We start from the raw sequence: 24786 nt of genomic DNA on the forward strand, positions 1-24786 counted from the left end.
GCTAGATTTCGTAGTCCAGCGGCCTCGGCTGGCTGTAGCCGCCACCGTGATAGAGCAGGGGAGCGCCGTCGTCGCCCACCTGGCCGTCCACGACCTCCACGACCACAACGGCGTTGTTCTCGAACGACAACCGCATTTGGATCTTTCCCACCAGCCAACCTGCGACGTCCTTGAGAATGGGGACTTCGTACGGACCTGGCTCCCAGTGGTCTCCCTCGAAGCGGTCCCGCGTCTTGGCGAAACGATCTGCCAGCGCCTGGTTCTCCAGTCCGAGCATATGCACGCCAATGTAGCTGGCATTGGCGATGGCCGGCCAGGAACTTGAGCTTCGGGCCATGTTGAAGGTGAAACGCGGCGGTTCGGCGGACAGGGACGCAACGGAGGTGGCAGTGAAGCCGAACGGCTTGCCATTCAGGTTGGCTGTGATGATGGCCACCCCGGCGGCATGGCGGCGAAACATTTCCCTGAACGTCTTTTCGAAGCCGGATAGTTCGCTTGCCACGTTGATGAATCTCCTGGAACTGGGGTCGGGGGCGTCTTTCTCTCAGGGTATTCCTCCCTGTGCGCCACTTCCGCATTTTAATGAGCACACGTGAACCTTTGTTAATGTGAGTTCCATGACTCAGCCCACTGTGCACGTTCCCGCGGAAACCCAACCCGACGCCGCAACTCCCTGGCGTTCGCGGGACGCCCTGTGGCTTGTCCTACCTGCGGCGGCGGGGGTAGCCGTAGGCGTTCTCTGGTGGATCCTGGCGCCGGGCGGGGGGAACCTGGTATCGGGTAACCCCGAACTGGCAAATCCTGCCAACCCTGATTCGTGGTTGCCGCGCGACCTGGTCCTTGCCGGGCTGACGTTGGTGGCCGGGTGTGTCATGGGCCTCATTCTCGACGGAAAGCTCCAGGGGAGCGGGGCCGGCAGGCGGTTGGCGCTGGCGCTGGCAGGGGGCGCTGCAGGCGCAGCGATTGCCTGGGTGGTTGGCTTGCTTGCGGCGCAGCTATGGGGCCCGGCTCCGGACCCTTCCCTGGGCGCGGACTACGGTTTCACCCTTCGTTCCTACGCCGTCCTCTTCCTGTGGCCCGGTGCTGTCGCCTTCGTGACGTTCGTACTTGCGCTGTTCGGGGTTCTTTCCAGGAAGCCCGTAAAATAGCCGGGTGACCACTTCTTCGGATACTTCCGCCCCTGCCGCTGCCTCCTTGAATTTCCGCAGTATCGATTTCCGCGGCCGCCACCTCTCGCTGGCTGAGCTGCGCGCTGCGGTACCCAGGGCGAAGCATCAGACGATGGCGGACGCGGAGCAGAAGGTCCTGGACATCATGGGAGCCGTCCGCAGCCGGGGTTTTGCCGCTCTGGCGGAACTTGCAAGGAATTTCGACGGCGTTGAACAGTCCCACCCGCGTGTACCGGCGGAGGCACTTGCCAAGGCCCTGGCCGACATTGATCCGACTGTCCGCGCCGCGCTGGAAGAGTCGATCAGCCGGGCAAGGCAATTCGCCGACCAGCAGCGTCCAGCCAATGTTGACGTCGCTTTGGCCGATGGCGCGGTTGTCAGCCAGAACTGGATTCCCGTGGGCCGTGTTGGGTTGTATGTCCCCGGTGGTCTGGCGCCCCTGGCCTCCTCGGTGATCATGAACGTTGTTCCCGCCGTTGCTGCAGGTGTCGAATCCATCGCCTTGGCGTCGCCGCCTCAAAAGGACTTCGGCGGACTCCCGCACCCCACCATCCTTGCCGCGGCAGCGCTGCTGGGAATCGATGAGGTCTACGCAATTGGCGGTGCCCAGGCAGTCATTTCGTTTGCCTACGGCATCCCCGGTTCGGAGGGAGTACCTCCCATCGAGCCCGTGGATCTCGTCACGGGGCCCGGCAATATCTTCGTCGCCACTGCCAAGAGGCTGGTGAAGGGAGTCGTTGGCATCGATTCCGAGGCAGGAACTACCGAGATCGCTATCCTGGCCGATTCCACTGCCCACCCCGCGCTGGTGGCTGCCGACCTCATCAGCCAGGCCGAGCACGATCCCAAAGCCGCCTCTGTCCTGGTGACGGACTCCGCAGACCTGGCGGACGCCGTCGTGGGTGAATTGGCACGGCAGGCAGCGGCCACGAAGCACAGCGCACGTGTCCTTGAGGCACTTTCCGGTCCACAATCGGGTGTAGTGCTGGTGGATGACCTGGAACAGGGGATTGCGGTGTGCAACGCCTATGCCGCTGAGCACCTTGAAATCATGACGGCGGATGCACCGGCCGTGGCGGCGCGGATCCGCAACGCGGGCGCCATTTTCGTGGGGGACTACAGCCCTGTGAGCCTCGGCGACTATTGTGCCGGGTCCAATCACGTCCTGCCCACGAGCGGTACGGCTGCCTTCTCCTCGGGGCTGAACGTCACCACCTTCCTGCGGGCAGTGCAGGTCATCAACTACAGCCGTGCGGCTCTGGAGCAGGTCAGTGGCCACATCGTGAGTTTGGCCGGGGCGGAGGATCTTCCGGGCCATGGGGATGCGGTCAGGATCCGCTTCAGCGGTCGAAGCTGAGGTCGAAGACCGCAGGTGCCCGTGGCGACCTGACCACAACATGTACGGGTCAACACCACTACATGTAGTAATTACAAGCTTGTCATTAGGGTGTCATCGAACGTAAACTGGTGCCGGAAGAGAATCTTCCGGCACCTTTGCGTTTCCGGCACCCTGCCGGTCGGACGTGGGCCGGAGCTGATCAGGGAGGCCCAGCGTGTACTGTCCGTTCTGCCGGAATCCTGACTCGCGCGTGGTCGACAGCCGCATGGCTGACGACGGAACTTCCATCCGGCGCCGCCGGCAATGCCCTGAATGCGGGCGACGCTTCACCACGGTGGAAACCACCAGCCTGTCCGTCATCAAGCGTTCAGGAGTCGGGGAGCCGTTCAGCCGCATCAAAGTCATCAGCGGCGTCCGCAAAGCGTGCCAGGGCCGCCCTGTCACCGAAGACGATCTCGCCATGCTGGCGCAGGAAGTCGAGGAGAACATCCGCTCCTCGGGTGCCGCCGAAATCGACGCCCACGAAGTAGGCCTGGCCATTCTCGGTCCACTGCGGAAACTGGATGAGGTGGCGTACCTGCGGTTCGCCAGCGTCTATCAGGCATTCGAGTCGCTCGAAGACTTCGAATCCGCCATATCCTTGCTCCGGCATGAGGCCGAGGCCCACGCGAAAGCCGGCGCCAAGGAAGCCAAAGGCTCCGGGAAAAGCCAGCTCTAGCGGCCGCCGGATACTGGGAGGACTGCCCCAGTAATGTAGCCGGCCTCGCCGGACATTAACCACATCACAGCCGCGGCCACCTCTTCAGGTTCAGCGCCCCGGCCCATGGGAATGGTTGGATTGAGCCTCTCCACGCGGTCGGGCATTCCTGCAGCTGCGTGGAGTCCGGTGTTCGTGCTGCCGGGAGCGACGGCATTGACGCGAATGCCCTGCTTGGCCACTTCCGCTGCCAGGCCAACCGTCAGAACGTCCACGGCACCTTTCGACGCCGCGTAGTGAACCCAGGTGCCGGGGGAACCGGCCTTTGTTGCTGTCGATGAAATGTTGATGATGGAACCACCCGGACCGCCGTGGTCGGTAGAGAGTCTGCGGACAGCTTCCTGGCACATGAAGATCATGCCGGAGACGTTCACGTCCATGACGCGCTGCACTGTCGCGGCAGGGACCTCCGCCAGTGTTCCAATCAGGTTGCCCGTGATGGCCGCGTTGTTGATGACCGCTGTTACGGGACCCCATGCGGCGGCCGCGTCGAACAAACGCCCGACGTCGGCGGGCTGGCTGACGTCGGCCTGCACGGCCATCGCCTGACCCCCTTCGGCGAGGATCTTCCCCACAACGTCATCGGCGCCGGGGGCGTCCGAGGAGTAGTTGACGACGACGCCGTACCCTTTCCGGGCGGCAGCAAGCGCTACGGCTGCTCCAATGCCCCGGCTGGCGCCGGTGACGATTGCGGTTTCACGTACGGCGTCGTTGTCGATCACGGGGTACCGGTTACTTTGCCAGCTTGTGGTGCAAGGCGACTTCAAGGGCGGCACCGACAATGCCGGCGTCGTTCTTCAACTTGGCGGTGACAATGTTGGTGCGCAATTGCAGGTGCGGGAAGTATTCATCCGAACGCTTGGAGATGCCGCCACCGATGATGAAAAGTTCGGGGGAGAACAGGAACTCGACGTGCTGCAGGTAGCGGTTAAGCAGGACGCCGTACTCGTCCCAGCTCAAGCCATCGCGTTCGCGCGCCACGGCTGATGCCTTGGTTTCGGCGTCGAATCCGTCCACCTCAAGGTGGCCTAGCTCGGCGTTGGGAACCAATTGACCGTTGAAGATGAAGGCGGAGCCGATTCCGGTTCCGAGCGTGATGACCAGGACGGTGCCGTCCACGCCCTCACCCGCGCCGTAGCGGGCCTCTGCGAGACCGGCGGCGTCGGCATCGTTGATGACTTCGACGGGTCGGCCCAGTCGCTCAGTAAACTTCTTGTCGATGTCGGTGCCCAGCCAGGACTTGTCCACATTTGCGGCAGAGTTGACCACACCGTGCTGGATGATGCCCGGGAAGGTGACACCCACAGGGGAATCCGCCGCAGGAGCGTCAGGGCGGCTGGACAGTTCTTCGACGATTTCTGCCACAACTTCGGCAACTGCTTCGGGGGTGGCTGGCTGCGGCGTGGGAACCCGGAAGCGTTCGCCGATCAGCTTGCCCTTCTTGAGGTCGACGATGCCGCCTTTGATACCCGTGCCGCCGATGTCGATTCCGATCAGCGGAGCGTTCTTGTGGGTCTTCTCATCCTTCTTGGACAATGCAATTCCGATCATGGCAGGAGGGGTGGGCATGGCGCAGCCGCCCGGGGCTGCGATGGACCTTCCGGAAAGCTAGGGAAGGGTCAGGATTTCCGCGCCGGTCTCGGTGACCAGCAGGGTGTGCTCGAATTGGGCCGTGCGCTTGTGGTCCCTGGTAACGACGGTCCAGTCGTCGGACCACATATCCCATTCGATCGTGCCAAGGGTCAGCATGGGTTCGATGGTGAAGACCATGCCTGCCTCGATCACGGTGTTGTACGCCGGGGCTGCGTCGTAATGCGGAATGATGAGGCCCGTGTGGAACGCCTCACCAACACCGTGGCCAGTGAAATCCCGTACTACGCCATAGCCGAAGCGCTTGGCGTAGGACTGGATCGCGCGGCCGATTACGTTGATTTCGCGGCCGGGGGCCACGGCCTTGATGGCGCGGTTGAGCGACTCCTGCGTACGCTCAACCAGCAAACGGGATTCCTCGTCCACGTCGCCAACCAGGAAAGTGTAATTGGTATCTCCATGCACTCCACCGATGAATGCGGTGATGTCAATGTTCAGGATGTCCCCATCCTGAACCACCGTGGAATCGGGGATGCCGTGGCAGATAACTTCATTGAGGGAAGAGCAGAGAGACTTCGGGAAGCCCCGGTAGCCCAGCGTGGACGGGTAGGCATTGTGGTCCAAAAGGAACTCGTGCCCAATCTTGTCCAACTGGTCCGTCGTCACGCCGGGCTGGATGTGCTTGCCAACTTCAACGATGGCCTGGGCAGCAATCCTGCTGGCGATACGGATCTTCTCGATGGTCTCCGCAGACTTCACTTCGGAGCCGGTGAACTTGCTGGGTGCCTTCTTGCCGACGTACTCGGGGCGGGGGATCGACGCCGGGACGGGCCGTTCGGGGCTGATGATTCCCGGAGTGAGCGTGCCGATGGGTGCGGTCGAAGCAAGAGAAGGCATAGATTGATCATATAAGGCACACAAGAGACGCAAGTAACAAAGCGCGGCTGGGCCCACGTGACTCCGCCAACGTTACGCGCTTGAGGGCAAACGGGACGAGGAGGAGACGTGACGGAGTACTGGTACAACGTCAAGACGCATGAGATCGAAGAGGACGCCATGTCCGATTGGACACAGCTGATTGGTCCTTACAAGACCAGGGAAGAAGCCGAGCACGCGCTGGAAAAGGTCAAGCAACGCAACGATGCCTGGGACGCCCAGGACGATGACTAGGGCGCCCGGGTCACCTTAGAAGGCCCGGAACACCTTAGAAGGAATGCTCAGGTCCGGGGAATCCTCCGGACCTGACGTCCTCTCCAAAGGCTGCGGCGGCATCCGTGAGCGTCGTGCGAAGGTCTGCATACTGCTTGACGAACTTCGCCATCTTGCCCCCTCGCAGTCCGGCCATGTCCTGCCAGACCAGCACTTGGCCGGTGGTGCTCTTGCCGGCTCCGATGCCTACCGTCGGTACGCGCAACGCTGCATCGACGGCAGCAGCAGTATCCGCGGGCACCATTTCCATGAGGACGCTGAAGGCGCCTGCGTCCTGCAACGCCACTGCGTCCTCGATCAGCCGTTGGGCGTCATCGCCCCTGCCTTGGACCCGGTAGCCACCCAGGGAGTGTTCACTTTGAGGAGTGAATCCAATGTGGGCCATGACAGGAATGCCTGCCTGGACCATGGCCTTCACAGTCTCCGCATAGTAGGCAGAGCCTTCAATTTTGACCGCGTGGGCCAATCCTTCCTTGAGGAAACGCACGCCGGTGGCGACTGCCTGCTCGGTTGAAACCTCGTAGCTGCCAAACGGCAGGTCAGCCAGGACCAGGGCGCGCTTGGCTGAACGGCTTACCGCCCGGCACAGGGGCAGCAGCTCGTCCACAGTGACGGGAAGGCTGGTCTCGTTGCCGAAGACGTTGTTTGAGGCGGAGTCACCCACCAGGAGGACTTCGATCCCTGCTTGGTCGAAGATCTCAGCGGTGTATTGCTCGTAGGCGGTGAGCATAGCGAAGTGTTCGCCGTTGTCCTTGGCCTGCTGAAGGTGATGGATGCGCACCCTGCTGACCTGTTTCTTGGCGCCCGTTGACGGTGCCTGGACTGCCGCCGCTGGACCGTTGCCATAGGGCGCGGGGACTTCGGCGGGCGTGGTGGACTCAGGAAGGTTGCTTGGGGCCATGGATAGAGCCTAAGCCGTGCCGGCGACGCCTGCCAGCAGAGTGTCAAGGGTCACTGTTTGTAAACGCTGTGTTACGCGCAGCTACTGCGGCGGCATTCGCACCGAATGCTTAGTAGAGTGAAGTCTGAGCTGCCGTGGCTTCAATGATGGGAACTGCGGCATGGACACCGAACCGGAAAAGAGGCCCTATGGACCGCCAGCAAGAGTTCGTTCTGCGGACGATCGAAGAGCGTGACGTGCGCTTCGTACGCTTGTGGTTCACCGACGTCGTGGGTTCACTGAAGTCTGTGGCTCTTGCGCCGGCAGAAGTTGAAGGTGCCTTCGAAGAGGGCCTGGGATTCGATGGTTCAGCGATCGAAGGCCTTGCACGGGTTTTTGAATCCGACATGCTGGCACAGCCTGACCCCTCAACCTTCCAGATCCTGCCTTGGCGCGGTGAGACCGAACAAACGTCCAGGATGTTCTGCGACGTCCTGACGCCGGACGGGGAACCCTCGGCAGCAGACCCCAGGAACGTCCTCAAGCGGACCCTTGCCAAGGCCGCGGATATGGGTTTCACCTGCTACACGCACCCTGAAATCGAGTTCTACCTGCTCAAGTCAAAGGAGCTTGGCCCCAACGGTGCGCCGGTCCCTGTTGACGAAGGCGGCTACTTCGACCACGTCCCGGGTGGTGTTGCGCAGGACTTCCGGCGTACCGCCGTGACCATGCTGGAATCCGTGGGTATCTCGGTGGAGTTCAGCCACCATGAGGGCGGGCCGGGACAGAACGAAATTGACCTGCGGTATGCGGATGCCCTGCAGACTGCGGACAACATCATGACCTTCCGCACGGTCATCAAGGAAGTGGCCCTGCAGCAGGGTACCTACGCAACGTTCATGCCCAAGCCGTTTACGGACCACCCCGGTTCTGGAATGCACACACACTTCTCGCTCTTCGAAGGGGACACCAACGCATTCTTTGAAGCCGGTGCGGAGTTCCAGCTGTCCAAGACTGCCCGACAGTTCATTGCCGGTATCCTCAAGCACGCACCCGAATTCACCGCGGTTACGAATCAGTTCGTGAACTCCTATAAGCGGCTCTGGGGCGGCGGCGAGGCACCGAGCTATCTGAGCTGGGGCCACAACAACCGCTCCGCGTTGGTGCGCGTGCCGTTGTACAAGCCCGGCAAGGGCCAGTCGGCGCGCATCGAGTACCGCGGCATCGACTCCGCAACCAACCCGTACCTGGCCTACGCCGTCCTTCTGGGAGCCGGTTTGAAGGGTATCGAGGAAGGCTACGAACTTCCGGCAGCTGCCGAAGATGACGTTTGGTCGCTGACCACCGCGGAGCGCAAAGCCATGGGCCACGCTCCGCTGCCGGCCAGCCTCCACGATGCCATCCGTGCCATGGAGGAATCGGAGCTGGTGGCCCAGATCCTGGGTGAGCAGGTCTTCGAACACTTCCTGCGCAACAAGCGCGCGGAATGGCAGGACTACCGCCTCCAGGTCACGCCGTACGAGCTGCAGCGCAACCTCGGCATTCTGTAGGCAGGGCCAATGAGCCTTGCACGTCGGCTCATCTCAGCCGGATTCAGCGACCTGGAAAAGGGCGAGCGCTTTCTTGCTGCCCCCGAGCTGGAAGGCATCGAACAGAATGCCCTGTTCGCCGGGCTCTCCTTGGCGGCGAGCCCGGATACAGCGTTGCAGTCACTCGTCCGGCTGATTGAGAAGAACCCCGGCCTCAAGAAGTTGGCGGGCGCCGACCCCGACACGAGCGAATCCCTGTACCGGCTGTTGGGGGCATCGGAGGCGCTGGGTGAGTTCCTCATGCGCAGGCCGGAGCACCTGGACGTTTTCGACGCCCGGGTAAGCCCGGAGCCACTCCCGGCATCAAGCGAAGAACTCAGGTCCCTGCTGCTTCGTTCGGTCAAGGCCGAGCCAGGTGCGCAGCGCCCGGTGGCTGGGTTGACGGGGCTTCCGGCGTACGCGGCCTTGCGGACGGCGTACCGCCGCGGCCTCACGGAGCTTGCCATCAAGGACCTCTGCGCTGCGTCGCCGCAAGACTTCATGCCCGCCGTGGGTGCAGAGCTTGCAGACCTCGCTGGTGCGGCCATTGAAGCCGCCCTTGCCGTTTCCCGGGCCGAGGCGGCGGCCCAGTTCGATGCCTCGGAGGTCGCCGACGTCGGACTCGCTGTCATTGGGATGGGCAAATGTGGCGCCCGCGAGCTGAACTACATTTCCGACGTCGATGTCATTTACGTCATCGAGGCAGAGGAGCTTGACGACGCCCGCGCCGCGACTATCGGGACCGCCGTGGCATCGGGCATCTCGCGGGCGATTTCCTCCTCCGCACCCGAGCCGGGTTTGTGGGAAGTGGACCCGAACCTCCGCCCTGAAGGAAAATCCGGGCCGTTGGTGCGGACCCTCCCTTCGCATCTGAGCTACTACGCCCGATGGGCTGAGAGCTGGGAATTCCAGGCGTTGCTGAAGGCCCGCACGATTGCCGGCGACAGGGAACTGGGCCAGCGCTATGAAAAGGCCGTTGAGCCGCTCGTGTGGGCTTCCGCCGGCCGTGATGGCTTCGTCGAGTCCGTCCAGGCCATGAGGCGCCGGGTCACGGACTACATTCCGGCCGCCGAGGAACAGCGGCAGATCAAACTTGGCCGCGGCGGACTGCGCGACGTCGAATTCACCGTGCAGTTGTTGCAGCTGGTTCATGGCAAATCGGACGAGTCTCTTCGCTGCCGCGACACCACTTCGGCCATCGCGGCATTGTCCGCCGGCGGCTACATCGGACGTGCCGACGCCGCCGGTTTCGATAACGCGTACCGCTATCTCCGGCTTCTGGAGCACAGGATTCAATTGTTCCAGTTGCGCCGGACGCACCTCATGCCAACGGCGGAAGATGCCCAGCGGGTGTTGGCAAAGGCCGTCCTGGGGCCCTTCTCGCTCGAACGCCCCCATCCTGACCAGCTGATGGCGACCTGGCAGAAGACCAAGCGGTCTGTTCGGGAACTGCACGAGCGTATTTTCTACCGGCCGCTGCTCAATACCGCCGCTAAACTCAGCAGCGAAGACGCTAAACTGAGCCCGGAAGCAGCACAGGGCCGTCTTGCAGCCCTCGGTTACCTCGATCCCAAGGGCGCAATGCGTCACATTGAGGCGCTGACTGCCGGTGTCAGCCGACGTGCGGCACTGCAGCGGCAACTGTTGCCCATTCTTCTTGGCTGGCTTGCCGAAGGCGTGGACCCCGACGCCGGGCTGCTTGCATTCCGAAGGGTCAGCGAAGCGTTGGGCACCACGCACTGGTATCTGGGGATGCTTCGTGATTCCCAGGCGGCAGCCGAACGCCTCTGCCAGGTACTTGCCAATTCCCGGCTCATTTCGGACCTCCTGGAAGTTTCACCGGAGTCCGTGGCGTGGCTTGGCAGCGACAAGGACCTGGCTCCCATCTCCTTTGAGGCACAATGGCAGGAAATCCAGTCCAAATTGTCCCGGCATCCGGATCCGGAGAGTGCCATGCGCCTGATCCGGTTGATCCGTCGGCGGGAGATTCTGCGGACCGCGATTGCCGATAGTGCGGGTTTGCTTGACCAGGACGCAGTGGGACTGGCGTTGGCCGAAACAGACCGGGCGGCCGTGCTCGGAGCCCTGCATGTGGCAGAAGCCATAGCTACCCAGTCCGAGCCTCTGAAAACCGAGGTTCTGGTGGTAGCGATGGGCCGGCAGGGTGGCCGCGAAATTGGCTACGGCTCTGACGCTGACGTCATGTACGTTCACCGCGCCCGGCCTGGATTCAGTGACGAGGAAGCGCAGGAGCAGGCGACGGCGATCGTCGCCAAGGTCTCCAGCCTTCTTACCCAGCCGCTCAAGCCCGCAATCATGGCCGAGCGGGTGTTGATGGTGGATGCGGACCTGCGGCCCGAAGGCAAGAACGGCGCCATGGTCCGGTCCTTGGAGTCCTATGCCGAGTACTACCGCCGGTGGTCATTGATATGGGAAGCGCAGGCGCTGCTGCGGGCGCGTCCCATGGCCGGTTCAGACGATTTGGCTGTGGACTTCCTTCGGCTTGTTGATCCCATCCGCTACCCGGCTGAGCTCTCCGAACAGGATGTCAGGGAAATCCGGCGCATCAAGGCCCGCGTGGAATCGGAGCGGCTGCCTCGTGGGGCTGATTCGGCCCGCCACGTGAAGCTTGGCCGCGGTGGATTGAGCGATGTCGAATGGCTTGTCCAGCTCATCCAGTTGCAGCATGCGGGCAAGCAGCCTGCGTTGCGCACTACGTCTACCTTGGAGGCACTTGCCGCGGCCGAGAACCTTGGCCTTCTTGGCAAGGACGACGCCGGGCTCCTGCGGGAGGCGTGGAAGCTCGCCAGCCGCATCCGGTCGGCGAACGTCATCGTGACAGGCCGGGCCTCGGATGTACTTCCATCGTCGCGGAGGGACCTTGAAGCTGTGGCACGTTGGTGTGGCTATGCGCCCGGAGCCGCAGGTCAGTTCGAGGAGGACTACTTGCGCCTGAGCCGCCGCGCCCGGGCTGTCTTCGAAAAAGAGTTCTACGGCAATTGAGGACTGGAATGCCCGATGATGACCCGGAGCTGAATCTCGTCCCTCGTGATGGTCGCGCGTTGGCGAGCGTTTGGCTTATACCGCTCAAGATGCTGGACGATGACGCGCGCGCCATCCACTTGGGGGCGGTGGCCGAAATGGCCGTGGCGGCGAATCAAACGGACTTCGTCGGCGACCCGCTTCGCATGATGCTGATCAGTCTTGAAGAGGAATCCCGCTCTCCCTATGTGATCGAGGCCAACGGGGTGGGTGTGGGAGTCCTGACACTCCAAAGTGGAGCGGCGCGCCTGGCTGGATGGCGGGATGACGATTCCGCGTGGCTTCTCAGGGGTTTCCTCATCGACTCGAAATCCCAAGGCCAGGGCCTCGGGGCTCTGGCGGCAAGGGCTGCAGTGGGGGAAGCCCGCAAACTGACGGCCAGGCAGGGCGGCGGCCAGGCCGGCGCCGTGCTTTCCGTCAACGAGCGCAACCCTGCGGCCATTGCGGCTTATGCAAAGGCTGGTTTTGTGGACACTGGCCGCTACCTGGGCGGGAACTCCGGTCCGCAGCGCATTATGTACAGGGCCTTCGAGGGCGCTTAGGTCTCTCGGGTTGCCGTCAACGTAGGTTGACGGCAACCATGGCGTCAACTATGGTTGACGCCATGGAGGTGGACAGAATGAAAACACTTGTTGGATCGATGGACGGCATGGGGCCCGCGGAGGCGCTATACGCCGTCGCTGAACTTCACAAGGAAGTTGGCAGGGCCGAGGCTTCCCTTGTACGTGCAGCCAGACAGGCCGGTTTGTCGTGGGAGGCGATCGCACTTTGCCTCGGAGTCACCAAGCAGGCGGTACATAAGAAGTACGGGAAGCAGTAGGACCAGTTCCGGCGACCAGCGTTGGGGAGCATCCCTTGGGGTCTGTTCGTTCGGGCACGATGTCCTTTAGGATTCTCGCGTGACAGTCAAGCGGGATTCGGAGGGGGCGCCCTTCTCAGATGCGACGTGCTTCCGGTGTGAACAGGCGGGGCCGCACTGGGCTTCCCGGCACGGCAGTGGCGACGTCTATGCGTGCCGGCGCTGTTTCGCCACTTTTGCTGACGCCGAATGGTGGCAGGATGACGGGGGAGCGCAGGGCCTTTCACTCATGTCTGCTGGCGCCCCTGCTTCTGGCTCTGTCGTCGGAGAGGTCGCCGCGCCGGAGGTGCTGGGCCTCGAAACCAAGTAGTTTGCTGTGCCGGAAGGGTAAAAAACGAGTACACACTACTCGTGCGCGGAACTGCGGCCGGTAGGCACCATATCTGCTATGACAACCTATGTGATTGAACAAGCGGCATTGATTCACCGCTGTCAGTGCTGCGGTGAGGAAACTGATCGGGTCTTTTGTACGGACTGCGCAGCCCCGCAGCAACCTGGGGAAGTCCCGAAAACCACGCACTGAAGACCAAAGGCGAGATGCTGGTTCATCCGTTGAAGAGCCTTATAGACTCGGTTCCGTAACTACTCTCGATGCTTAGGAGAAGTACATGGAATACAACGGAAGTTCGTTTGAGAAGGCTATTCCCGCCGGAGAGTTGGATCGCCGCCACGTGGGTCAATCCATTAGCTTTCAGCCCAACGATTTCACGGTTGTCTTCGGGACGATCGCTGGCATCGCAAGAACTGAGGCGCTCGTATATTTGTCGCTCGATGGCGTTTCCGGCGGCACGCATCTGAAGGACGAGTACGACCTCCCGATCGATCAGCACGTCTACCTTCAGCTCGATCCCCTGAGCACTGCGGAAAAGGGTCTTGCGGATGCCGCGAAGGCTGTCAGGGAGAAGCTGGACGAGTTCGGGAAAAACATCCGGGACCGTGATCAGGGGAAGGAATCCGAATAGGGCCCAGTTCGCCAGAGCCTGGGGATCTTGCCGACTCGGGCTGCAGCGGGAGCAAAAAGAAGGCCGGCAACAGGTACAAACCTGTTGCCGGCCTTTCTTAACCGGGAACCTCGATGGGTTCCGTGCGGACTAAACGTGGTTTAGCCGCCGGTGTTGCTAGACGCCGTAGTAGAGCTCGAACTCGTACGGGTTCGGGCGCAGCGACAGCGGGCGAATCTCATTCTCGTACTTGTATTCGATCCAAGTATCGATCAGGTCCTGGGTGAAGACACCGCCGGCCTGCAGGAACTCGTTGTCCTCGCGCAGGGCCTCGAGGGCTTCTTCCAGGGAACCCGGAGCCTTGGGGATGTCCTTGGCTTCCTCGGCCGGGAGCTCGTAGAGGTCCTTGTCGATGGGAGCCGGGGGCTCGATGCGGTTGCGGATGCCGTCAATGCCGGCCATCAGCTGGGCAGCGAAGGCCAGGTACGGGTTGGACGAAGGGTCCGGAGCGCGGAATTCGATGCGCTTGGCCTTCGGGTTGGAGCCAGTGATGGGGATACGGATACCAGCAGAGCGGTTGCCCTGCGAGTAGACCATGTTGACCGGAGCTTCGAAGCCCTTGACCAGGCGGCGGTACGAGTTGACCGTCGGGTTGGTGAATGCGAGCACTGCCGAGGAGTGCTTCAGCAGGCCGCCGATGTACCAGCGGGCGGTGTCGGAGAGGCCAGCGTAGCCCTTTTCGTCGTAGAACAGCGGGTCGCCGTTGCTCCACAGCGACTGGTGGCAGTGCATGCCCGAGCCGTTGTCACCGAAGACGGGCTTCGGCATGAAGGTTACGGACTTGCCCCATGCGTCTGCAGTGTTCTTGATGACGTACTTGAACTTCTGGAGGTCGTCAGCAGCTGCAGTCAGCGTGGTGAACTTGTAGTTGATCTCTGCCTGGCCGGCGGAGCCAACTTCGTGGTGGGAGCGCTCGACCTCGAGGCCGGCCTTGTCCAGTTCAACGCACATGGCGTCGCGGAGGTCAGCCTGCTTGTCGGTGGGGGAAACCGGGAAGTAACCGCCCTTGACGGGGGTCTTGTAGCCGAGGTTTCCGCCTTCTTCCTTGCGGCCGGTGTTCCAGTGGGCTTCTTCGGAGTCGATCTTGTAGAAGCTGCCCTGCGGGGAGGACTGGTACTGGATGTTGTCGAAGACGAAGAACTCGGCCTCGGGAGCAAAGAATGCCGTGTCTGCGATACCGGTGGAGGCCAGGTACGCTTCAGCCTTCTCCGCTACGCCACGGGGGTCGCGGTGGTAGGGGTCGCCAGTGCGGGGGTTCACGATGGAGAAGTTCAGCGCAAGCGTCTTCTCAATGCGGAATGTGTCGATGAAAGCCGAGGTCACATCCGGGATGAGCTGCATGTCGGACTCAGCGATGCCCTGGAAGCCGCGGATGGAAGATCCGTCGAAGAGCTGACCGTTCACGAAGAAGTCGAGGTCTACGCTCTTCGCCGGCACGTTGAAGTGCTGCTGGACGCCCGGAAGGTCGGTGAAGCGGATATCGACGAATTTGACGTCTTCGTCTTTGATGAACTTGAGGACTTCGTCCGCAGTCTTGAACATCTATGCTCCTTATGCATATCAAGTAACAGGCCCGGAAGGCCGCGTGAGCCAGCCCATGCCGGAGGCCCGGAGACACAAAAAATTCCCCTTGCCGCGGTGGCTGGCAACTCATACCACCATAGGGAGATGGGATTTCCCGGGAGTGTCAGTATTGTTTCGGGCAGGTTACAGAATGATCTGTTGTGTAAACGGTAGTCGGCTTTCCGGTGTCAGGTCCATGCGGGTCCAGTGGGCGAACACTTTGGCGCCATACAGGCGCACAGGCGGGCACGAAAGGCGGCCGTCGTCGTCGGACTGTCGGTCCGCCAGCCGTTAGGCTTGGAGAGTGGTTGATCGAAAAGACATAGGCTCCTGGTTGAGCGGGCCGGACACGTCCGGCATCTCCAAATATCCGGGCGAGAGACTCGGACTTCCTGAATCCGGACCAGGCTCCATGGCACGTGCCGGGCGACGCATTCTGGGCATCGTGATCGACTGGACGATTGCACTCGTCATTAGCAACTTCGCATTTGGGGGCAACCAGTGGGCAACGCTCGCAGTTTTTGCGGCTGAGCAGATTCTCCTGATCGGCACCCTCGGCTACAGCATCGGCCACAGGATAGCGGGCATTCATGTGGTCCGCTTAGGGGGAGGTCCCGCAGGCCCCCTGGCCGCTGTTGTGCGCACCTTGCTCCTATGCCTGGTTATCCCGGCAGTCATCTTTGATCCGGACCAGCGTGGACTTCACGATAAAGCCATGAACACCATCCTCATTCGGATGTAGGATCTTCAGTCCTCACCGGTTGGAACCAACTCCAGAGCAAGCGCGCACCAATAAAAACCGCCCCAGTCTCCTTTGAGACAGGGGCGGTTTTCGTAGGGGCAAACAAGCGCCTACGGACAATCAGCGTCCGCGTGCAGCCTTGCGGTCCGGGCGGGCCTTGTAGGGATCGATACCCTTGGGGATCGGCAGGCGGGTACCAAGGGAGTTGATGCGCTTGGACACAGCGTTGACCTCAACCTTGGTGAGTTCGTTCTTCATCTTGCCCATGGTCTTGGCGAGTTTGTTCAGAGGCACCTGGCCCTCGCCGCGACCGGATTCCAGCACGTGGATGGTGACGTTGGGCAGGATGCGCGTGAGGCGCTTGCGCTCCGCTTCCACCAACGGCTTGACGCGATGCGTGGGTCCTTCGGTAACCAAAACGACGCCGGGACGACCAATTGCCATGAATACGGCGTCCTGAGTGCGGGGGTTAACCGCGACAGGCTGGTCCTGGGTGACCCAGCCGCGACGTAGAGTACCCAAGGCCGCTCCGGACGCACCGGGCTGGTTCTCGATCTGCGCGAAGGCAGCCTTCTCTGCGCGACGGGAGAGGATGAAAACGGCGGCCAGGAGACCCAACGGAATACCGATGATGAGACCGGTAACCCAGTTTTCCAGGAGGTAGCCGATGAGGAAGGCCACGGCAACTACCGCCAGGAATGCCAGCAGCATGATCCACACGACCTGGGGATCATTGCGCCGCGTCATCTTGAAGACTTCAGCGATCTGCTTCAGCTGGCTCGGCTTCTTGGCCTTGGCTTCCTTGGGCTTGCGCTGGAACAGCCCACGCTTGGGGGCGTCGGCCGAGGGGGTCGATTTGCTGGAATCAGAGGAATTCGCCATAGTGCCTTAATTCTACGTGATGGACGCCGAAGGACCGGACGCCATTACGCCTGGCATCCGGCCCTTCGATACTGCTTCATGGTGTTGCTGGTGAAGTGTTTGCCGACCCGGGCTTAGGCGTGGGCGGCGAGGATGGTGGACGCTTCCTGGCGGGTGGTGCCGGAGGACTCGATGTGGGCCAGGGCGGCGGGGATTTCCCAACCCTTCTTGCGCATCGCGGTGGCCCACAAACGCCCGGCCCGGTAGGAGGAGCGGACCAGCGGCCCGGACATGACACCGAGGAACCCGATTTCCTCGGCCTCGTGCTGGAGGTCCACGAACTCCTGCGGTTTGACCCAGCGGTCCACGGGCAGGTGACGTTCGGACGGGCGCAGGTACTGGGTGATCGTGATCAGGTCACACCCGGCCGCGTGCAGGTCCCGCAGCGCTTCGGAGATTTCCTCGCGGGTTTCGCCCATGCCCAGGATCAGGTTGGACTTGGTCACCATGCCAAGGTCCCGGCCCTGGGTGATGACATCCAAGGAGCGTTCGTACCGGAACGCCGGGCGGATCCGCTTGAAGATCCGGGGCACGGTTTCGACGTTGTGCGCGAACACCTCGGGCTTGGAATCGCAGATTGCCTTGATGTGTTCGGGTTTGCCGGAGAAGTCCGGGATGAGCAGCTCCACCCCGGTGCCCGGGTTCAGTTCGTGGATCTTGCGGACCGTTTCGGCGTACAGCCACACGCCTTCATCGGCGAGGTCGTCACGGGCCACCCCGGTGACCGTGGCGTAGCGCAGCTGCATGGCCTGCACGGACCGGGCCACCTTGGTGGGTTCGAACATATCCACCGGGGAGGGTTTGCCGGTATCGATCTGGCAGAAATCACAGCGGCGGGTGCATTCGGACCCGCCGATCAGGAACGTCGCTTCCTTGTCTTCCCAACACTCGAAAATGTTCGGGCAGCCGGCCTCCTCACACACGGTGTGCAGGCCTTCCTTCTTCACCAGGTTCTTCAGACCGACGAACTCGGGCCCCATCTGGACCTTGGCCTTGATCCACTCGGGCTTGCGTTCAACCGGGACAGCCGAGTTGCGCTGCTCAACGCGCAGCAACTTACGGCCTTCAGGTGCCAGGGTCACTGGAGTGCTCCTTCTGGGGTGGAAACGAGTGCTTCTTCATGCTTGCGGAACTCTTCCACGAAGCGGTCAACGATGTCTGCCGGGTTGATGGTCCGGCCAGTCTCCAGCGACATGGTGGTGACGCTGGCGTCGGTGATTCCGCACGCGATAATCTGCGCATACGGCGCGAGGTCGTTGCTGCAGTTGATGGCGACACCATGCATGGTGACGCCGTCAAGGACGCGGATGCCGATCGCGGCAATCTTGCGGTCCGGGCCCTTGTCATCCGCGAGGATCCATACGCCCGCCCGGCCCTTCACGGTGACTGCCGGGATTCCGTAGTCCGTCATGACGGCGATCATGGTGGCTTCGAGCCGCTCGACATAGTCCCGGATTCCCGCGCGGTTCTTGAGTTTGAGGATCGGATAGGCGATAAGTTGACCCGGCCCGTGCCACGTTAACTTGCCGCCACGATCCACGGGGACCACGGGGGTGCCGTCAAAGGGGCGTTCATGGTCTTCAGTGAGCTTGCCCGCCGTGTAGACGGCGGAGTGCTCAAGGAGCAGGACGGTGCTGTTTTTCTCGCCGGCAACAACTTTGTTGTGGATCTCGCGCTGTAGGTCCCAGCCCTGCACGTAATCAACGAAATCCGGGGCAAGACCCAGTTGTGAAAACTCAAGAGTCATGGGTTCAAGCTTAGACCCAGCAAGTCACTCACCATGATTTTGTGGTGAACCTCTCAGTCGCATCCGTCGGCGTAGCCCTTGCCCCGCAACCTGGACCTGCCTGTGGATAACTTCTGCGGGAAATCGGATCATCCGGTAGACCTTGGATATGGAAACTACGGCTGCTCCCGCCCCCTTGATCCCGCACATACCGGGATACACGCCATTACGCCCACTGGGCAGCGGTTGCTCTTCGACAGTCTGGCTTGCCAGCAGGGACAAGGACGGCGCCCGATTCGCCATCAAATGCGTCACTGGCGGTCCCGGCAAGGGTTCCGGTGGTTCGACGGGACCAGATTCCGAACATGGCTTCCGTGAGGGCCGGATCCTGTCCGGGCTCCAGCATGAGCACCTTATCCGCCTTCACGACGTCGTGAAGCTGCCCGGCGTGGGTACGGGCAGCGTTGGCCTCGTCATGGACTTTGCCGCAGGAGGTTCCCTTGCGAATCTGGTGGGCGGCCGGCGCAAGCTTGAGGTCGGAGAAGTCGTGACGATTCTGACCCCTGTTGCCCAGGTCCTGGCTTACCTGCATGCCCAGGGAACGGCCCACGGGGATATTTCCCCGGGCAACGTGCTGTTTACGGCACAAGGGAAGCCCCTTGTGGCAGACCTTGGCGTGGCCGGCGTCGTGGGTGAGGAGAATCAAAGCCTCGACGTCGGCACGGACGGCTTCGTTGATACGTCTGTCAGCGCCCGGGGCGCCCCTGGTAATGGTGCCAGAGAAGCCTTGCAGCCGGAACGGGATGTGTATTCGCTGGCGGCACTTGGGTGGTATTGCTTGACCGGCAGGGCGCCGGAAATCGCCAAGCACCGCCCACCACTGCCTCTCTTGGTTCCCGAGGTCCCCAAAGGGCTCGCCGCTGCCCTTGAAGCGGGACTGGACCCCGATCCCCGGGCGCGTCCCACCGCCCGGGAACTGGGAACAGCTATATATCGCAGCGCTGCGGCGCAGCCCGTGGACCTGGCTGGTTCCGTCCATTCCTCCGTGATTCCGGAGCTGCTCACGCGGCGGCAGGCCGGGGGCCGACCCCAGCGGAGGAATCCACTGAGCAGGAATCCACTAAGTAGAAGTCCCCTGGGCAGGATTCCACAGACGGACGCTGTGTCGCGGCTTTGGCCCGGGCGGACAGCAATAACACCGCGCCCTGAACGCCGAAAGCGAAAAGGGCAACCGCAGCGGAGAAGGCAACCGCAGCGAGGGCTACGTTTAACTATCCGGGTCGGCTTGCTGGTGGCTGGCGTGGTGTCGGTTGGTGCGGTGGGGTGGGCCTTCTGGCTGGGGATCCAGGAGCCCGCGTCGGGTTCGACGTCCTTGGTAAATCCAGGGACAACGACCCAGGCCACGCAATCTGCCCAAACCAACCAAACCAACCAGCCCATTCCGGCAGCGCGTTTGGATGCGCTCCGCTCCGAGGATCCGACAATCGCCGTGCACGCGTTATCGGCCGTGCGCGACATGGCGCTGGGACTGGATCGTCTTGAATTGCTCGCAAGCGTTAACGCAGCAGGCTCACCTGCCCAAGCGGCAGATGAGACGTTGGGGGAGCAGCTAAGGGCTGACGGTATCCACTTTGCCGGACTCACCACCAGCTTGAGCAATGTATCGGTGCTGGGCCCACACGAGGTTGATCGCGCCGTCGTTGCCCTGACCGCCACGACCTCCGGCTACGAGGAGCGCGACCGGTCGGATCGCCTGGTGAAGTCCCGGCCCGCCGGGGAGCCCCAGCAGTTACGCCTGGTCCTTGTCAGATTGGCTGGGCAGTGGAGCATCTCGGAGATCCTCGGTCCTGGTTAGCGGCATTGCCAGGGAGGTTCTTTGACGTGGGGGTTGCCGTCCTGGGTTCGGAACGGTTCAGCTGGAAGGCTTACCCGTCAGCCACTCCATGGCTTCATCGAGCCCGGGGTGTTTCCAGTGAAAACCAGCGGCGGCAAGCTTTGCCGGCTCCATTCTTTGGTTCGCCAGGACGAGTTCGTCAGCAAGCCGGCCAAGGACAAGCCGGAGGGCGGGCCGGGGGACGCGCACGAAGGCCGGGCGGTGGAAGGCTTTCGCAAGCCGCCCGACGATGGTGTTGACGTCTGCGCTTTCCGGGGCGCACACATTAACCGCACCTTCCAGATCGGACTTGAGGAGGAAGGCCAGTGCAGCGGCTTCGTCGGCAAGGGTGATCCACGGCCAGAATTGTCGCCCATTTCCGAAGGGTCCACCAAGCCCAAGCCTGAGCAGCGGAAGCATCGGTCCTAGCGCGCCGCCGGAAGTGCTCAACACCACTCCGGTCCGGGGTGTCACTACCCTCACGCTGGAGGGAGCGGTTCTGGCGGTTTGCTCCCATTCGACACATAGCGCGCCCAGCACTCCTTGACCTGGACCCGAGTCCTCACGGAGCAGGCCTTGCCGGGAGGCGCCGTAGTAGCCGGACGCTGACTGGCTGACGAAGGACAACTCCGGCTGGCCAAGGCGACGCATGGCCGCCGTCAGTGTCCGGGTGGCCTGAAGGCGCGAGTCACGAATGACAGCAATCCGGTGCCTGGTCCAGGGTCGGTCCCCTATTCCGGCGCCGGACAAGTTGATCACAGCATCCGCGCCTTCCAGGACGGCCTCGTCCAAGTCTCCCGTGGCTGGATCCCATGTCCTTTCGTCCTCAGTCTTTGCAGGCCGGCGCACCAGCCGGATGACGTCGTCGCCTGTACTTTTCAGATGCTCGGACACTGCGGTCCCGATCATCCCTGAGGCTCCGGACATTACGATTCGCATGACTCATCTCATCACGACCCAAGCATGAGGCAGAAACGGCGTGCGAAGCGCGGGGCGGGTGCCTCTTGCCACGGCGCCTCTTGACTATGATCGAACAATGACCTCCTCCAGCTACCTCCGTTTCCCGCATGTGCATGGCGAATTGGTCACGTTCGTGGCCGAAGACGACATCTGGATCGCCCCCGTCTCAGGTGGCCGCGCCTGGCGTGTCTCGTCCCAGCAAATGCCGGCAAGGAACCCCCGCTTCACTCCTGATGGCAAGCGGCTGGTGTGGACTGCTGTTGTTGGTACCTCACCGGAGGTTGTCACCGCGGACGTCGACGGTGGCGGGTACAAGCAGCTGAGCTACTTTGGACACGCCACAACCCGGGTCAAGGGTTTCACTCCTGCGGGGAACGTCCTGGTGACCAGCGCGTTCCAGCAGTCCGAGAGCCGGCACACGTACGCCTATAGCCTCCCTCTGGAGGGAGGTGCCGCCGTCGAACTTCCCTTCGGACCGGTGGAGGGCGTTGCCTTTGGACCCGAAATCGGTGATGAGAAGCCCGTCGTCCTGGCGAGCGTCCTTTCCCGGGAGCCGGCTTGGTGGAAGCGTTACCGGGGTGGCACTGGCGGCAAGTTGTGGATCGACTCAGATGGCAACGGTGAGTTCGAGCGCTTGATTCCCGACATTGAGGGCAACCTGACGGACCCGTTGTGGATCCAGGGGCGCATCGCCTTCCTTTCAGACCACGAAGGCTACGGAAACCTCTACTCCGTTCTTCCTGACGGGTCAGGACTGCGCCGCCACACGGACCATGAGGATTTCTATGTTCGTCATGCCAGCACGGACGGACAGCGGATAATCTTCGAATCCGCCGGTGAACTCTGGATTCTGCCCTCGCTTGATGCCGATGCTGAAGCGGTGAAGCTGGAGATCACGCTCGGCTCCGCATCACCGGCGCGGCGTCCCGCCCCGCTGAAAGCATCCGCGCATTTGGGCGATGTATTTCCGAACGTTGCAGGAACAGCCAGCGCCGTGGAGTCACACGGCACTATCCACTGGCTCCGGCATAAGGACGGGCCATCGCGGGTGGTCGAAGCGACGCCGGGAGTCCGGGCCCGCCTTCCGCGTCCTTTGACGGATGGCCGGATCGCCTATGTGGCCGACCATGGGGGAGTGGAGGCTCTGTATGTCAAGCGCATCGCCGCACGCTTGTCCGGAGTTGTTCAGGTGCCGAAGGCCACCGAACCCGCTGTTGTTTCCGGTGAAGCCGACGGACTCCCCAAGCCGGTCTCTGCATCCAACGTCGTGGGGGCAAGTTCCCCCGCAAACCAGCCAGCCACCCAATCCGTTGAAACGGGCAAGGCGGCCGGACCCTCCGACGAAGCCGCCCACGCAGATCCCTCACCCGACACTGTGGGGGGAACGGCCGTAGTTGGCGCACCGGGCGGAGATGATCAAGCGGGCGATCTCCGGCTGGACTTCCCCGCACCTACAAGGACGAGCGCACTGGAGGCCAGCCCCGATGGCCGTTGGCTGGCCATCGGCACGGCTTTCGGCGACGTTTTCGTAGCCGACACCGCTTCCGGGGCATTGACTCGTTTGGTCAGTATTGGCGAAGGAAGCGTCGATCAATTCTCGTGGTCCGCTGATTCGCAGTGGCTTGCCTGGTCTGAGCCTGTGACGTCCTTCGGTTCCCGCAGCAAACTTCGCCTGGCAAGGCCCTCGGCATCCGACGCCGGAATCATCGATGCCACCGACGGGCGCTTCTGCGATGAATCACCCCGGTTCACCCCCGACGGGAAGTTCCTTGCGTTCCTGTCCAACAGGAGCTTCGACCCCGTCTATGACGGCCATTCGTTCGACCTTTCCTTCCCGAGCCCGATCAAGCCGTACCTGCTGGCTCTGGCCGCTGATACACCGTCTCCTTTCGGGCCGTCCGTGGACACCCTTGAGGACGCGCAGGCTACAACAGCAAAGCACGACGACGACGACGCGCCAGTTGTGCGGGTCGACGCGGAAGGCCTTGCACACCGGGTCATTACGGTTCCAGTGCCACAGGGAAACTACTCCGGACTCGCTGCCGCCGACGGAGCGCTGCTATGGCTTGATACTGAGCTATCCGGTGTCACCGGTGAAGGAAAGGGCACTCTGCAGGACAAGAAGACAGCCCCGTCGCTGGTGCGTTTTGACCTTGCCAAGCGCAAGGAGACCACCCTCGTCCCTGCTGTGGACAGCTACCGCTTGTCGGGTGATCACAAGAGGGTTGTCTACGTCCTTGATAAGCAAATCATGTCAGTTCCCTCAGACAGCAAGGTGGACGAGGAATCCGGGGAACTGGTCAAAGTGGACCTGAACAGGATCCGCGTGATCCTGGATCCCGTGGCTGCCTGGGGCCAGGCCTTTGATGAAGCATGGCGCCTGCAGCGGGACTTCTTCTGGGCGCCGGACATGGCTGGGCAGGATTGGGATTCCGTCTACAAACGCTACCGTCCGATCGTGGACCGCCTGGGGTCCCACGACGACCTCGTGGACCTGTTGTGGGAGATCCACGGCGAACTGGGAACTTCGCATGCTTATGTGCGGCCCGCCGCTGTGACTGAACCTGGCCGCAATGGTCAAGGCAGGCTGGGCGCTGAGTTGCAGCTCGGCAGCAAAGGCTGGGAGATAACCCGGATCCTGGCTGGAGAGTCTTCCGATCCCCTAGCAACCTCGCCCTTGACGCGTCCCGGCGCGGATGCGAAGGTGGGCGACGTCCTCCTGGCGATTGACGGCGTCGAGCTTTCCGCGGCGCTGACGCCTGCCATGCAATTGGTGGGTGCAGCAGGGCGAACTGTTGAATTGACACTCTTGAATGGGCCAGGACATGGCGGAGCTGCGGGTGCCCAGCGCCGCGTTGCCGTTGTCCCCATCCCGGACGAGGAGCGGTTGCGCTACCAGGACTGGGTCCGGGCCAACCGGCGCACGGTGCGTGAGGCATCCGGCGACAAGTTCGGCTACCTGCACATCCCGGACATGATGGCCAATGGTTGGGCACAGTTGCATCGTGACCTCGACACCGAAACGGCCTTGGACGGGTTGATCGTAGACGTACGGCGTAACCGTGGGGGCCACACCTCGCAACTCGTGGCTGAGCTCATTGGCCGGAAGGTCACTGGGTGGAGTATGCCGCGTGGCGAGAAGCCACGGACTTATCCCCACCATGCTCCGCGGGGTCCAGTGATTATCCTGGCAGACGAATTTGCCGGATCAGATGGCGACATCATCACCCAAGTGTCCAAACTGAGGGGCATCGGTCCCGTCATTGGGGTACGGACATGGGGTGGCGTGGTGGGCATTGACAACCGTTTTGCGCTGGCCGACGGCACCGGGGTGACGCAGCCCCGCTACGCTACGTGGTTTGGCGGTGGGATCGGCTGGGATGTTGAAAACCGCGGTGTGGAGCCGGACATCGAGGTGGTCTTCCCGCCGCACGCCTATGCCGCAGGCAGCGATCCGCAACTCGAGTATGGCATTGGTGCCCTTAAGGAGATGATCCAGGAGCTGCCTACTGACCGCCCGCCGCTGCGTGAAGGCTATCGTCAGGTGCGGCCCGCGCCGTTGCCCGCCCGTCCGCAGGAGGGCTAGC

General features: G+C 62.4%; 23 protein-coding genes. 13 read left to right on the forward strand and 10 right to left on the reverse strand.

The features are described from left to right. Window position 1: 1 nt before the first annotated feature. The gene (locus AC6I99_RS08860) at window positions 2–502 is read right to left on the reverse strand and encodes a flavin reductase family protein (protein WP_309930603.1); all 501 of its coding nucleotides are present in this window, start codon (window positions 500–502) and stop codon (window positions 2–4) included. 115 nt (window positions 503–617) lie between these two features. Here AC6I99_RS08860 and AC6I99_RS08865 point away from each other — a divergent pair, with 115 nt between their 5' ends. From AC6I99_RS08865 to nrdR, 3 genes are all read left to right on the forward strand, one after another. Beyond that, window positions 618–1148: a hypothetical protein gene (locus tag AC6I99_RS08865; protein WP_224089566.1), complete on the forward strand. Its 531-nt coding sequence runs from the start codon at window positions 618–620 to the stop codon at window positions 1146–1148. Between the two features lie 4 nt (window positions 1149–1152). Next, entirely contained in the window at window positions 1153–2526 is a 1374-nt protein-coding gene (gene hisD / locus AC6I99_RS08870) for a histidinol dehydrogenase (RefSeq protein ID WP_224089568.1), read from the forward strand. Between the two features lie 196 nt (window positions 2527–2722). Then, complete coding sequence (gene nrdR / locus AC6I99_RS08875; protein WP_224089570.1) at window positions 2723–3226, forward strand: transcriptional regulator NrdR; 504 nt, start codon at window positions 2723–2725, stop codon at window positions 3224–3226. Here nrdR and AC6I99_RS08880 read toward each other — a convergent pair. The 3 genes from AC6I99_RS08880 to map all read right to left on the reverse strand — a co-directional run bounded on the left by AC6I99_RS08880 (window position 3223) and on the right by map (window position 5752). Beyond that, a complete protein-coding gene (locus AC6I99_RS08880; protein ID WP_497960786.1) occupies window positions 3223–3987 on the reverse strand; it encodes an SDR family oxidoreductase in 765 nt (254 codons plus the stop codon). The genes nrdR and AC6I99_RS08880 overlap by 4 nt on opposite strands. A 10-nt stretch (window positions 3988–3997) precedes the next feature. Then, window positions 3998–4801, reverse strand: a complete 804-nt coding sequence (ppgK, locus tag AC6I99_RS08885; RefSeq protein WP_275959816.1) for a polyphosphate--glucose phosphotransferase — start codon at window positions 4799–4801, stop codon at window positions 3998–4000. A gap of 72 nt (window positions 4802–4873) precedes the next feature. Further along, the gene (gene map, locus AC6I99_RS08890; protein ID WP_497960787.1) at window positions 4874–5752 is read right to left on the reverse strand and encodes a type I methionyl aminopeptidase; all 879 of its coding nucleotides are present in this window, start codon (window positions 5750–5752) and stop codon (window positions 4874–4876) included. Between the two features lie 108 nt (window positions 5753–5860). Between map and AC6I99_RS08895 the strand changes: the two genes are divergently transcribed. Next, window positions 5861–6025, forward strand: a complete 165-nt coding sequence (locus AC6I99_RS08895) for an SPOR domain-containing protein (protein ID WP_216922998.1) — start codon at window positions 5861–5863, stop codon at window positions 6023–6025. Between the two features lie 34 nt (window positions 6026–6059). Here the strand turns inward: AC6I99_RS08895 and panB are convergent, their stop codons facing one another. Then, window positions 6060–6965, reverse strand: coding sequence for a 3-methyl-2-oxobutanoate hydroxymethyltransferase (gene panB / locus AC6I99_RS08900; RefSeq protein ID WP_224089572.1), 906 nt, complete (start codon window positions 6963–6965; stop codon window positions 6060–6062). A 188-nt stretch (window positions 6966–7153) separates the two neighbouring features. On the opposite strand from panB, the gene AC6I99_RS08905 reads away from it, so the two are divergent. The 6 genes from AC6I99_RS08905 to AC6I99_RS08930 all read left to right on the forward strand — a co-directional run bounded on the left by AC6I99_RS08905 (window position 7154) and on the right by AC6I99_RS08930 (window position 13375). After that, a complete protein-coding gene (locus AC6I99_RS08905; protein WP_224089573.1) occupies window positions 7154–8494 on the forward strand; it encodes a glutamine synthetase family protein in 1341 nt (446 codons plus the stop codon). Window positions 8495–8503: 9 nt separating this feature from the next. Continuing rightward, the gene (locus AC6I99_RS08910; protein ID WP_497960789.1) at window positions 8504–11515 is read left to right on the forward strand and encodes a bifunctional [glutamine synthetase] adenylyltransferase/[glutamine synthetase]-adenylyl-L-tyrosine phosphorylase; all 3012 of its coding nucleotides are present in this window, start codon (window positions 8504–8506) and stop codon (window positions 11513–11515) included. A gap of 8 nt (window positions 11516–11523) precedes the next feature. Next, window positions 11524–12096, forward strand: coding sequence for a GNAT family N-acetyltransferase (locus AC6I99_RS08915; RefSeq protein WP_497945384.1), 573 nt, complete (start codon window positions 11524–11526; stop codon window positions 12094–12096). Between the two features lie 62 nt (window positions 12097–12158). Further along, entirely contained in the window at window positions 12159–12374 is a 216-nt protein-coding gene (locus tag AC6I99_RS08920; RefSeq protein ID WP_216923798.1) for an AsnC family protein, read from the forward strand. A gap of 79 nt (window positions 12375–12453) precedes the next feature. Continuing rightward, window positions 12454–12723, forward strand: coding sequence for a hypothetical protein (locus tag AC6I99_RS08925; protein WP_497945383.1), 270 nt, complete (start codon window positions 12454–12456; stop codon window positions 12721–12723). A 298-nt stretch (window positions 12724–13021) separates the two neighbouring features. Next, entirely contained in the window at window positions 13022–13375 is a 354-nt protein-coding gene (locus tag AC6I99_RS08930) for a hypothetical protein (RefSeq protein WP_224089577.1), read from the forward strand. A 156-nt stretch (window positions 13376–13531) separates the two neighbouring features. Here AC6I99_RS08930 and glnA read toward each other — a convergent pair whose 3' ends face one another. Further along, window positions 13532–14956, reverse strand: coding sequence for a type I glutamate--ammonia ligase (gene glnA, locus AC6I99_RS08935; protein WP_216923010.1), 1425 nt, complete (start codon window positions 14954–14956; stop codon window positions 13532–13534). Window positions 14957–15281: 325 nt separating this feature from the next. On the opposite strand from glnA, the gene AC6I99_RS08940 reads away from it, so the two are divergent. Beyond that, a complete protein-coding gene (locus AC6I99_RS08940) occupies window positions 15282–15719 on the forward strand; it encodes an RDD family protein (protein ID WP_224089578.1) in 438 nt (145 codons plus the stop codon). A 120-nt stretch (window positions 15720–15839) separates the two neighbouring features. Here the strand turns inward: AC6I99_RS08940 and AC6I99_RS08945 are convergent, their stop codons facing one another. The 3 genes from AC6I99_RS08945 to lipB form a co-directional block, all read right to left on the reverse strand. Beyond that, on the reverse strand, window positions 15840–16601 hold the full coding sequence (locus AC6I99_RS08945) for a DUF4191 domain-containing protein (RefSeq protein ID WP_224089580.1): 762 nt from the start codon (window positions 16599–16601) through the stop codon (window positions 15840–15842). Between the two features lie 113 nt (window positions 16602–16714). Then, window positions 16715–17722, reverse strand: a complete 1008-nt coding sequence (gene lipA / locus AC6I99_RS08950; protein WP_223936751.1) for a lipoyl synthase — start codon at window positions 17720–17722, stop codon at window positions 16715–16717. Continuing rightward, a complete protein-coding gene (gene lipB / locus AC6I99_RS08955; RefSeq protein WP_224089582.1) occupies window positions 17719–18387 on the reverse strand; it encodes a lipoyl(octanoyl) transferase LipB in 669 nt (222 codons plus the stop codon). Before lipB ends, lipA begins: the two co-directional genes overlap by 4 nt. A gap of 148 nt (window positions 18388–18535) precedes the next feature. Here lipB and AC6I99_RS08960 point away from each other — a divergent pair, with 148 nt between their 5' ends. Next, window positions 18536–20221 carry a serine/threonine-protein kinase gene (locus AC6I99_RS08960; RefSeq protein WP_497945381.1) on the forward strand — a complete coding sequence of 562 codons (1686 nt, stop codon included), beginning with the start codon at window positions 18536–18538 and terminating at the stop codon, window positions 20219–20221. 57 nt (window positions 20222–20278) lie between these two features. On the opposite strand, the gene AC6I99_RS08965 is transcribed toward AC6I99_RS08960, so the two are convergent. Continuing rightward, a complete protein-coding gene (locus AC6I99_RS08965) occupies window positions 20279–21178 on the reverse strand; it encodes a TIGR01777 family oxidoreductase (protein ID WP_497945380.1) in 900 nt (299 codons plus the stop codon). Window positions 21179–21275: 97 nt separating this feature from the next. Between AC6I99_RS08965 and AC6I99_RS08970 the strand changes: the two genes are divergently transcribed. Further along, complete coding sequence (locus AC6I99_RS08970) at window positions 21276–24785, forward strand: S41 family peptidase (protein WP_497945379.1); 3510 nt, start codon at window positions 21276–21278, stop codon at window positions 24783–24785. Window position 24786: the final 1 nt, after the last annotated feature.

The organism is Arthrobacter sp. TmtSoilC77, assembly GCF_059739415.1.